General features: G+C 60.6%; 7 protein-coding genes. 2 read left to right on the top strand and 5 right to left on the bottom strand.

Annotated elements, in window-relative coordinates; genetic code table 11:
• Positions 1-78: 78 nt before the first annotated feature.
• Complete coding sequence (gene yjiA / locus HU765_RS26190; RefSeq protein WP_186623964.1) at positions 79-1,050, top strand: GTPase; 972 nt, start codon at positions 79-81, stop codon at positions 1,048-1,050.
• A 99-nt stretch (positions 1,051-1,149) separates the two neighbouring features.
• On the opposite strand, the gene HU765_RS26185 is transcribed toward yjiA, so the two are convergent.
• The 5 genes from HU765_RS26185 to morA all read right to left on the bottom strand — a co-directional run bounded on the left by HU765_RS26185 (position 1,150) and on the right by morA (position 9,598).
• Positions 1,150-1,854, bottom strand: a complete 705-nt coding sequence (locus tag HU765_RS26185) for a GntR family transcriptional regulator (protein ID WP_186623962.1) — start codon at positions 1,852-1,854, stop codon at positions 1,150-1,152.
• A 17-nt stretch (positions 1,855-1,871) separates the two neighbouring features.
• Positions 1,872-2,576, bottom strand: a complete 705-nt coding sequence (locus HU765_RS26180) for an FCD domain-containing protein (RefSeq protein ID WP_186623960.1) — start codon at positions 2,574-2,576, stop codon at positions 1,872-1,874.
• Between the two features lie 49 nt (positions 2,577-2,625).
• The gene (locus tag HU765_RS26175) at positions 2,626-3,939 is read right to left on the bottom strand and encodes a C4-dicarboxylate transporter DctA (protein ID WP_186623958.1); all 1,314 of its coding nucleotides are present in this window, start codon (positions 3,937-3,939) and stop codon (positions 2,626-2,628) included.
• 343 nt (positions 3,940-4,282) lie between these two features.
• Positions 4,283-5,536 carry a serine hydroxymethyltransferase gene (gene glyA / locus HU765_RS26170; RefSeq protein WP_186623956.1) on the bottom strand — a complete coding sequence of 418 codons (1,254 nt, stop codon included), beginning with the start codon at positions 5,534-5,536 and terminating at the stop codon, positions 4,283-4,285.
• Positions 5,537-5,749: 213 nt separating this feature from the next.
• A complete protein-coding gene (gene morA, locus HU765_RS26165; RefSeq protein WP_186623955.1) occupies positions 5,750-9,598 on the bottom strand; it encodes a cyclic di-GMP receptor MorA in 3,849 nt (1,282 codons plus the stop codon).
• A gap of 285 nt (positions 9,599-9,883) precedes the next feature.
• On the opposite strand from morA, the gene ettA reads away from it, so the two are divergent.
• Positions 9,884-11,548, top strand: a complete 1,665-nt coding sequence (gene ettA, locus HU765_RS26160) for an energy-dependent translational throttle protein EttA (protein ID WP_186623954.1) — start codon at positions 9,884-9,886, stop codon at positions 11,546-11,548.
• Positions 11,549-11,687: the final 139 nt, after the last annotated feature.

Raw genomic sequence — 11,687 nt, 5'->3', positions numbered from 1 at the left:
GACACTGCGCTTTCGCGAGCAAGCCCGCTCCCACATTTGTTTTTGTGTTGTTCATTGAATCTATGAAGGGGATCGATTTTGACTTCTCCAATACCGGTTACGGTACTCAGCGGCTTCCTTGGCGCCGGCAAGACCACGTTGCTGCGTCATCTGCTCAAAGCCGAGCACGGCCTGAAAATCGCCGTGATCGAAAACGAATTCAGCGATGCCGGTATCGACACTCAGTTGCTGGGTGACGAGCCGGTGCAAGTCATGACGCTGGCCAACGGCTGCGTCTGCTGCACCATTCACACTGATCTGACCAAGGCGCTGTACTTGCTGCTCGAACGCCTGGACAGCGGCGAGATTGCCTTCGACCGTCTGGTGATCGAGTGCACCGGTCTGGCCGATCCGGCGCCCGTGGCGCAGACGTTTTTTATCGACGAAGAGTTGCGCGAGCGTTACCTGCTCGACGGCATCATCACCCTGGTCGACGCCGCGCATGCCGACGTACATCTGACCCAGACCATTGCCCAGGCGCAGATCGGTTTTGCCGACCGTTTGCTGGTGAGCAAGACCGATCTGGTCGACGCAGCGACGTTCGACGCATTGAGCGAGCGGCTGACGCGGATCAACCGCCGCGCGCCGATTCGTGTGGTCGAGCATGGCCACATTGATCTGGCCGAATTGCTCGATGTGCGCGGCTTTAATCTGAATGCCGATCTTGGCGGTGGATTGAGTCTGCGTCCGGTGGGCAAGGCCCCGTCCATCGACCGCATTTCCAGTGTGGTGCTGCGCACCGATCAGGCGCTGGATATCGATCAGCTCAGCGAGTTCATGAATGAACTGCTGGAAGAACACGGCAAACAATTGCTGCGTTACAAAGGCGTGCTGAACATCGCCGGTGAGGGTCGGCGCCTGGTGTTCCAGGGCGTGCTGAAACTCTATGGTTTCGACTGGGACAGCGAATGGGCCGACGGTGAGGCGCGGGAAAGCGTGATCGTGTTTATTGCCGATGAGCTGCCGGAAGAGAAGATTCGGGCGGGGTTTGCCAGGGTGGCTTCTGCCTGATGGTTTTTCTGAGCCTGTAATGAAGCTATCGCGAGCAGGCTCACTCCTACAGAGGAACGCATTCCAAATTGTAGGAGTGAGCCTGCTCGCGATAGCCATCTAACCTACAACACATGGCTCAAGGTCTGAACCGAGCAGCGTCTGCTCAAGATGATCCAGATGCCGATTAATCAATGAATCGGCTTTGGCCGCATCGCCACGTTCAATGGCTTCGACAAGCGCCACATGCTCCTGCCACGCGCCGCAGCTATGCGTCTGGCCCGCACTTCGCGCAACCGCCAATGACGTAACAGGTACAAGGCTGCCAAGAAAATTCGCCAACGGCACATTCCCCGCCATTCGCGCCAACTGCAGGTGAAACTCCCCCGACAAACGAATCGCCGCCCCACGCCGGTCCTGCTCGACGGCGCGCTTCTCGCGTTCGACCGACGAGCGCAAGCATATCAATTCATCTACCCGCGGACGCTGACACGCCAACCGTACCAACGTGATCTCAGCCAGCCGCCGTGCATGCAGGGTCTGCCTGATCAATTCCCGATCAGGCGCCGCCACGCGCGGCCGATGATTGGCCCGCAGCACTACGATCTGCTCATGGGCCAGTTGCGTCAGCACTCGCCGGACATCGGCACGACTGGCACTAAACATATCCTTCAGGCTGTCCTCGGTGAAACGGCTGTCGGCATCGATACGCTGTTCGAGAATCGCATCGAACAGCCGCGGGTAAAGGTCCTCCACCGGCATCCGCAGGCGCGAGAAGGGCAGGGCAGTCGAGTGCGGGTGCGGCGCGGAAGCGAAACTGTTCATGGCCGGTCTCCAAAGGATCAGTGGGGCAAGTTGTCATCCGGGATATTCAGTTCGATGCCCATGCGCCGACCCTCACGCAGAATGTGCCGACGCATTTCGGCGCTGGCCTGGGCGCTGTTCTTGCTGCGAATCGCGCGGACCACGGCTTCGTTTTCCTCCAGCCGCTCGGCCAGATGTTCCGGTGAATTGCGCAGCACTTCGGCGCTCTGCTTGAGGGCGTTGCTGGTCTGCTGCACCACGCTCTGGAAAATCGGATTCGAGGTCAGTGCGAACAGCTCTTCGTGGAAGGCGATGTAGGCGCTGACCCCGGCTTCGCTGTCGCCGGCCTCGAGGGCTTCGCGCATGTCCATCAGGGTCAGGCGCAACTGGCCAACTTCCTTGCTGCTGATCGATTGCGCGACCAGCCCGACAATGAACGGCTCCAGGGTGTAGCGCAGTTGCAGCACGTCTTCGAGGCTCGCGCCGGCGACTGCGCTGTCGTGGCTCTGGCTGTCGGTCAGTTGCGCGTCGAGGACGACCACGCCTTTGCCCGGCATCGAGCGCACCAGGCCGAGGGTTTCCAGAACAATCACCGCCTCGCGCAGGCTCGGGCGGCTGATGCCCAATTGTTCGGCCAGTTCGCGCTGGCCCGGCAGCATATCGCCGGAGCGCCATTGCCCGCGGGCCAGGGCGGCGCGCAGTTTTTCCACCACTGAGTTGACGACGGTTGATGAAGTAATCACGTATTTGCTCCATTCGCCGTGCCTGCGGTCTGGCAGGCGCGGCGCTCATTCAAAATTCTTTCGCCGCCGCTTGGGCGACCGTTTTTCTCGGTTGAAAGTTATAGCCTTGCTCGCCATTGAGCACCTTGTTCGCCCGTTGCACATCGATGTCCTTTTCCCAACGGGCGATGGCCACGGTGGCGACGCAGTTGCCGATCAGGTTGGTCAGTGCGCGGCCGATGCCCATGAACCAGTCCACCGCCAGCACCAACACCAGGCCGACCACGGGAATGGCCGGGATTGCCGTCAGGGTTGCCGCAAGAATCACCAATGCCGAACCGGGGATGCCGTGGGCGCCCTTGGAGGTAATCAGCGAGACCAGCAAAATCGTCAGCAGATCGGTCATGGCCAGCGGTGTACCGGTAGCATTGGCGATGAAGACGATAGCGAGGGTCAGGTAAATCGAAAAACCGTCGAGGTTGAACGAGTAACCGGTCGGAATCACCAGCCCTACCGTCGAACTGCCGATGCCCAAGTGTTCGAGCTTGCGCATGATCTGCGGCAGCACCGCATCCGAGGAGGCGGTGCCCATGACGATCAGCAATTCTTCGCGCAGATACTTGAGCAGCGGCCACATGCGCAGGCCGGAGACGCGCATCACCAGACCGAGAATCAGCGCGACGAAGGCGATGCAGGTCAGGTAGAACAAGCCGACCAGACTGCCCAGATGCTGCAGCGAATCGAGGCCATATTTGCTGGTGGTGAAAGCGATGGCGCCGAACACGCCGATCGGCGCCAAACGTACGATCATGCCCATGATGCGGAAGATCACATGGCTCAGTTCGTTGATCAGCCGCGAGATCCCGGAAGCCGCTTCGCCAACCAGATTCAACGCACTGCCGAACAGTACCGAGAACAGCAGCACTTGCAGGATGTTGTTGTCAGCGAAGGCGCCGATCACCGAGGTCGGGATCAAGTCCATCAAGAATTGCGTGGTGGTGTGCATGTGCTGGCCGCGCTCGGCGAGGTCGCCCATGTCGGCGGTGAAGAGTTGCTCCAGATGAATATTCGCGCCGCTGCCGATACCGGTGCTGAAGGCGAACACCAGGCCGATAATCAGCGCGAGGGTGGTCAGCACTTCGAAATAAATGACCGATTTGAGGCCAATGCGCCCGACCTTCTTCAGATCGCCTGCACCGCTGATGCCGCTGACCACCACGCAGAACACGATCAGGCCGATGAGCATCTTGATCAGTTTGATGAAACCGTCGCCGAGCGGCTTGAGCTGGGCCGAGTATTCAGGAAGGGTCAGCCCGCAGACGATGCCGAGCATCAATCCGAGAACCACTTGAAGGAAGATCGAACGCGAGCACCATCTGAGCATGGGAGGAATCCTGGGTCGGTGTCCTGGCTGCCGCACGCTTGGCGCATCGGATTCAGGACTTAATTATTGTGGTCTTACCGGTATGTCCAGTGCAGGCGCAGTCTAGGCTTGGGTTTTTCCTGATTACAAGAGGGAAAGATGAAATTGGCATGACCGGTCTGACCGGTGGTCCAAAAGCAAAGATCGCAGCCTCCGGCAGCTCCTACATTTGCAATGCGATCTCCCTGTAGGAGCTGCCGAAGGCTCGGGCCGCGATCGGACGATCTTTTGATCTTTCATTCAGACGAAAAAAAACCGGCCAATCACCTGGCCGGTTTTTCATGCTGCAGCGTTAACGTCGCAATTAAGCGCCGTATACCGGCAGTTTCTTGCAGATGGCTTTGACTTTCTCACGAACGGCGTCGATCACCGCTTCGTTGTTCAGGTCTGCCAGAATGTCGCAGATCCAGCCGGCCAGCTCTTTGCACTCAGCTTCTTTGAAACCACGAGTGGTCACAGCCGGGGTGCCGAAGCGCAGGCCGGAGGTGACGAACGGCGAGCGTGGATCGTTAGGCACGGAGTTCTTGTTCACGGTGATGAACGCTTTGCCCAAAGCGGCGTCGGCGTCTTTACCGGAAATTTCCTGCTTGATCAGCGACAGCAGGAACAGGTGGTTTTCGGTACCGCCGGAAACCACGTCGAAACCGCGCTCGATGAACACGCCGGCCATGGCCTTGGCATTCTTCACCACTTGTTGCTGGTAAACCTTGAACTCAGGCTGCAGCGCTTCCTTGAAGCAGATTGCCTTGGCGGCGATCACGTGCTCCAGCGGGCCACCCTGGGCGCCCGGGAATACTGCGGAGTTGAGCTTCTTCTCGATATCAGCGTTGGCGCGCGCCAGGATCAGACCGCCACGTGGACCGCGCAGGGTCTTGTGGGTAGTGGTGGTCACGACGTCAGCGAACGGCACCGGGTTCGGGTAGACGCCAGCGGCGACCAGACCGGCCACGTGGGCCATGTCGACGAACAGGTAGGCGCCGACCTTGTCAGCGATTTCGCGGAAGCGCGGGAAATCGAGAATCTGCGAGTAGGCAGAGAATCCGGCCACGATCATTTTCGGCTTGTGTTCTACCGCCAGGCGCTCTACCTCGTCGTAGTCGATCAGGCCGTTGGCGTCGATACCGTACTGGATGGCGTTGTACAGCTTGCCCGACGAGGAAACGCTGGCACCGTGGGTCAGGTGACCGCCGTGGGCCAGGCTCATGCCCAGAATGGTGTCGCCGGCCGACAGCAGGGCCAGGTACACCGCGGCGTTGGCTTGCGAACCGGCGTGCGGTTGAACGTTGGCGTAATCGGCGCCGAACAGCTCCTTGGCACGGTCGATCGCCAGTTGCTCAACCACGTCGACGTACTCGCAACCGCCGTAGTAGCGCTTGCCCGGGTAGCCTTCGGCGTACTTGTTGGTCAGAACCGAACCTTGAGCCTCCATCACCGCTGGGCTGGTGTAGTTTTCCGAAGCGATCAGCTCGATGTGTTCTTCCTGGCGCTGAGCTTCTTGCTCCATGGCGGCAAAAAGATCGGCGTCGTACTTGGCAATAGTCAAATCACGGCTGAACATGGCGGTCCTCAAGGATCGGGGGCAGAAAAGGGGGGCATTCTAACCCAACGGGTTTTGGATGGCATATGAAACGACATCATGTCGCAGACAAGTGGCGTTCATGACAGATGTGCGGTGCTTTTGCCGGCCCCTTCGCGAGCAGGCTCGCTCCCACAGGGGAATGCATTTCAGATGTGGGAGCGAGCCTGCTCGCGAAGGCCGCCCCCCAGATCTTCAGTCGAACATGAACAGCGCATCATTGCTGAACTGCGCCTCAAACCGCCCGGCCGGCATCGGCCTGCCAAACAGATACCCCTGCACCTCATCACAACCATGCTCACGCAGGAAGTCCAGTTGCTCATGGGTTTCCACACCCTCGGCGATCACCGCCAGGTTCAGGCTGTGGGCCATGGCGATGATGGCCCGGGCGATTTGCGCGTCCTGCTCGCCGGACGGCAGGCCGTCGACGAAGGTGCGGTCGATCTTCAGCACGTCGATCGGGAACTGCTTGAGATAGTTCAGCGACGAGTAACCGGTGCCGAAGTCATCGACCGCAATGCTCAGTCCGAGATTTTTCAGTCCGGCAAGAATCTGCATCGCCTCGCTGACTTCGCGCATCAGGATGCTTTCGGTCAGTTCAAGCTCCAGGCAGGCCGGCGGCAGGCCGGTTTCGCGCAGGATCGTGGCGATCCGCGTGCCCAGTTGGCCGTCGGAGAACTGCCGTGCGGAAATATTCACCGACACCTTCGGCACGCGCACGCGGTTCTGATGCCAGGTTTTCAGTTGCCGGCAGGCCTCGCTGATCACCCAGTCGCCCACGTCGACCACCAGACCGAGTTCTTCCAGCACCGGAATGAAGTCGCCCGGCGGCACCAGCCCGCGCCGAGGATGCCGCCAGCGCAATAGCGCCTCGGCGCCGGTCAGGCGTTTGCCGTCGCCGCTGAACTGCGGCTGGTAATAAAGGACGAATTCGTTCTGCTCCAGGGCATGGCGCAAATCGCTTTCCAGCTCCAGGCGCTCCAGTGCACTGGCGTTCATGTCGGCCTGATAAAACTGGAAGTTATTCTTGCCGCGCTCCTTGGCGTGGTACATCGCAGTATCGGCGTTCTTCATCAACTGGCTGAGTTCGTTGCCGTCCTGCGGACTGAGGGCGATGCCGATACTGGCGGTGACAAAAAACTCGCGGCCTTCGAGTACAAACGGGCGCACCAGGCTGCCGAGGATTTGCTCGGCGACGTGAATGGCCCGGTTCAGGGCCAGTTCGCGGCTTGAACGGTGTTGCAGCAGCAGGGTGAACTCATCGCCGCCCATGCGCGCCACAGTGTCGTCTTCGCCGACGCAGGCCAGCAGGCGCGTGGCCATGTCCTTGAGCATGCGATCGCCGGCGGCGTGGCCGAGGGAGTCGTTGATCGGTTTGAACCGGTCGAGATCGAGGAACATCAGCACCACCCACGACTTCTGCCGTTCGGCCGCTTGCAGCGCGGTGTGCAGGCGATCCTGGAACAGCGTGCGATTGGGCAGATGGGTCAGGGCGTCGTAATAGGCGAGGCGGTGAATGCGCTGTTCGCTGGCCTTGCGCTCGCTGATGTCGCTGAAGAAGCACACGTAACTGGCCAGGTCGCCCTCGTCGTCGAGCACCGCAGTAATCCCGACCCACGCCGGGTAGTGCTCGCCGTTACGGCGCTTCATCCAGACTTCGCCTTCCCAGGTGCTGTGCTCGTGCAGTTGCTTGAGCACGTAGCGCAGGTGCGCGTCCTGCTGTTCGTCGACGGTGAGCATGTTCGGCAGTTGATCGAGCACTTCGCTGACGGCATAGCCGCTGACCCGGCTGAAGGCTTCGTTGGCCTGGACAATGTAGCCGGCCGGGTCGGTGATCAGGATCGCCGAGGTTGAATGCTCGAAAACCGTGGCGGCCATGCGCAGGTCTTTTTCCGCGCGGCGCTGCTGGCTGATATCACGGCCGACGCCCAATACGCCTTCGAATGCGCCGTGTTCGTCCCACACCAGCACCAGGCGCAGTTCGATCGGGATCTTGCGGCCGTCGGCACGCAGGCAGTCGAACAGAAACAATTGCGTCTGCACCTGACTGCGCAGCAGGGCCAGTTGCTCGGGCTTGTCCAGCGCTTTGCTGACGCGGTCCATCAGGCTGTAGATGCCGTTCAGTTGCCCCGGGTTGGCGATGGTCGATTGCCAGCCGTTCTGGAAAATCCATTCGGCGTTGTAACCCAGCACCGCCTGCACCGACGGACTGACGTAGTTCAGCGAGAGCTTGCTGTCGGTGGAAAAAATCACATCGCTGATGCTCTCGGCGAGCATGCGGTAGCGCTGCTCGCTGTCGCGCAGCGATTCACTGGCTTCAATCTGTTCGGTGATGTCCTTGGCCACGCCGATGATCCGCGTGACCTGATCGTGCTTGTCGCGGGCCAGCGCCTGTTCGCGAATGTCGAAGCGCCGCCACTTGCCGTCGCGATGGCGGAAACGCAACTGGCATTGCAGCAACTGGCTGTAACCGGCGTGGCGCTGCATTTGCCGTGAACGATGGTAGTAGTCGGCGTCTTCCGGATGCAGAAGGATTTCCCAGAAATACTCGCCCATCTGATGCAGTTCGCTGCGGTTGTAGCCGAGGGTCTGGCCGAGGTGGTGGTTGCTGAAAATCATCCGCTGGCTGATCACGTCCTGCACATACAGATGATCGGGCACGGTGCGCACCACGTCCGACCAGAAACCTTCGCGTTCCAGCAGGGACAATTCGATCAGCTTGCGGCTGGTGATGTCGTTGATGCTCAGGATGACCGCTTTATAGTCGTGCTGCTCCTGCGGCAAGCGCAGCACCATCCACAGGTGTTGGTCGCGACCGTTGGGGTGCGGCAGCTTGATTTCCAGTTCCAGTTGTTTCTGCTGGAGCAGTACGGCATCGAGTATCTGATTGCCGATCACACAGTGCGCGTGTGGCTGACCGTCGATCAGCAACTGCCAGGCCTGGTCGCAGGAATGGACGTCGAGCAGTTGCAGCGCCACCTGATTGACCTCGGTGACGCGCAACTCCTGCAGCAGTTGTTGGCGCTGGCGGGGCTGGTCGAGCCAGGCCTTGAGCTGATCGCCGGTCTGGATCTGCGCCTTGTCAAAAAACTGCTTGAGTCCGGACAGGTCGAGGACGCACAGGGCGACGCCGGTGCCTTCGAAAATATCCTGATAACGTCGCCGACCTTCGTGCAACTGACGCTGACGACGGCGCATGTTCAGCAGCGCAATCACCGGCAGCATTGAGAATGCCAGGCCCAGCAGGCATTTGCCGATGAACGCCGGCAGCAGTTCTTCGAGCACGCGCTGGCGGTCGAACAGCCCACGCAGTTGCCAGTCGCTGCTGCTCAGCGGCACGGTCAGGACGGTGTTGGCCAGATCGTCCGGGGTCAAAACCCCGGGCCTGGCCGAAGGCTGGGCGTCGTCGCGGCTGATGATTTGCTGGTTGACGCGGTTTTCCACCAGCCACAACGGACGCAGGCCGGTTTCGCCCTGCTGGGTCAGTGAGTCGAAGAACGTCGGCGTCAACCGCAACGCCCAGTAGCCGCGCGTGCTGCCGCTGGCTTGACGCAGTAGCAGATGCACCACCGAGCCGTCGCTGGCGTTGCTGAAGTAATGCGCCTGGGCGCGGCTGCGGCGCACCAGTTCGGCGAGGTAATCGGCGTCGGGGCTGTCAGCAGCGCTGTCGCTGATGATTTTTCCTGACGGACTGAGCAAGGCCATGCTGCGCAGGTCCGGCAGCGATTGCTGCAGCTTGCGCAGCAACACCTGCTGTTCGTCGGTTGTCTGCGGTTGCTCGACGATCGGTAGCAGATTGAGTGCGATCTGCGCGTTCAACGCCATGTTCAGACTGACCTGGGCGGCCAGGTCGGCGGTGTAATCGATGGTGTACTGACGCTGGTTCTTCTGGGTTTCGCGCAGTTGGTCGAGCAGTTGCCAGAACAACAACGCCAGCAACAGCAACACCAAAGTCGCCAGCGCACCCTTCAATGTCCCGCGCAGGGGCGAGCCGGGCGCCGGTTGGGCGCTGCTCACAGAGGCGGGCGGACTGACATTGGACAAGCTGTGATCCTGCGGATTGGCTGGACTGGCGCGACGTGCACTATAAGCCGGACGCCCAAAGGGCGGCTAGCATGCCTTGAGTCGTGGCGAAGTGCCAGCCCTGCGCGGCTGGACTGCCTTTCATCATTAAGGTAGCTTTGCCGGTTACGCGGGAGCGTTCCAGCTCCTAGACTCAGACTTTTTCCGCGCGCACGCATTGATAACCATCACGTGAACGACGCGCATGGTCTGGCCAGGCATCGCCTGTGCTGCAATCATTCATCTGTCACTGACCCAAGGTTCTCCATGGCTCAATACGTCTTCACCATGCATCGGCTGGGCAAAGTTGTTCCGCCGAAGCGGGAAATCCTGAAAAACATTTCGCTGTCCTTTTTTCCCGGCGCCAAGATCGGCGTGCTCGGCCTCAACGGTTCGGGTAAATCCACGCTGCTGAAAATCATGGCCGGCGTCGACACCGAATTCGAAGGCGAAGCTCGTCCGATGCCGGACCTGAACATCGGTTACCTGCCGCAAGAGCCACAACTGGACCCGGCCAAGACCGTGCGTGAAGTGGTCGAGGAAGCGGTCAGCGTGATCAAGGATGCGCAAGCGCGTCTGGACGAGGTCTACGCGGCCTACGCCGACCCGGATGCCGACTTCGACAAGCTCGCCGCCGAACAGGCCAAGCTCGAAGCGATCCTGCAGGCCAGCGACGGCCACAACCTTGAGCGCCAACTGGAAGTCGCCGCCGATGCGCTGCGCCTGCCGGCGTGGGACGCCAAGGTCGAATTCCTCTCCGGTGGTGAAAAGCGCCGTGTCGCCCTGTGCCGTCTGCTGCTGTCCGCCCCGGACATGCTGCTGCTCGACGAACCGACCAACCACCTGGATGCCGACTCCGTGGCGTGGCTGGAGCATTTTCTCCACGACTTCCCGGGCACTGTGGTTGCGATCACGCACGACCGCTACTTCCTCGACAACGTCGCCGGCTGGATCCTGGAACTTGACCGCGGCGCGGGCATTCCTTACGAGGGCAACTATTCGGGCTGGCTCGAAGCCAAGTCCGATCGTCTGGCCCAGGAATCCAAGCAGCAGTCGGCCCACGAAAAGGCTATGAAAGAAGAACTGGAGTGGGTGCGCAAAGGCGCCAAGGCTCGTCAGTCGAAATCCAAGGCCCGTCTGCAACGCTTCGAAGAAATGCAATCGCAGGAATTCCAGAAGCGCAGCGAGACCAACGAGATCTACATCCCGGCCGGCCCACGTCTGGGCGATAAGGTCATCGAGTTCAAGAACGTCACCAAGGGCTATGGCGATCGCGTGCTGATCGACAACCTGTCGTTCTCCATGCCCAAGGGCGCCATCGTCGGCGTGATCGGCGGTAACGGTGCCGGTAAGTCGACGCTGTTCCGCATGCTGATGGGTAAGGAAACGCCGGATTCGGGCAGCATCGAAATCGGCGAGACCGTGCAACTGGCCTGCGTCGACCAGAGCCGCGAAGACCTCGACGGCAGCAAGACCGTGTTCCAGCAGATCTCCGACGGCTCCGACCAGATCCGCATCGGCAACTACGAGATCCCGTCGCGCACCTACGTCGGTCGCTTCAACTTCAAGGGCGGCGATCAGCAGAAGTTCGTCAAGGATCTCTCCGGCGGTGAGCGCGGGCGTCTGCACCTGGCGCTGACGCTGAAAGAGGGCGGTAACGTCCTGCTGCTCGACGAACCGTCCAACGACCTCGACGTGGAAACCCTGCGTTCGCTGGAAGAAGCCCTGCTGGACTTCCCGGGCGCGGCCATTGTGATCTCCCACGATCGCTGGTTCCTGGACCGTGTCGCCACGCACATCCTGGCGTACGAGGACGACTCGCAAGCGGTGTTCTTCGAAGGCAACTACACCGAGTACGAAGCCGACCGCAAAAAGCGCCTCGGCGAAGCAGCGGCCCAGCCACACCGGGTACGTCACAAGAAACTGGCCTGATATCGGGCTGGTTGCAGAAAGAGCGGAGCCTTCGGGCTCCGTTTTTTTTTTTGCGTTTTTTCAGCTGAACCGTGGTGGGGCTATCGCGAGCAGGCTCACTCCTACAGGGGGAACGCATTCGCAATTGTAGGAGTGAGCC

Source organism: Pseudomonas sp. SWRI81, assembly GCF_014268545.1.
In the GTDB taxonomy this organism is placed as follows: Bacteria; Pseudomonadota; Gammaproteobacteria; order Pseudomonadales; family Pseudomonadaceae; genus Aquipseudomonas; species Aquipseudomonas hamedanensis.
Note: the sequence above shows the minus strand (reverse complement) of the source record. Positions and strands in the feature narration are given on the sequence as shown.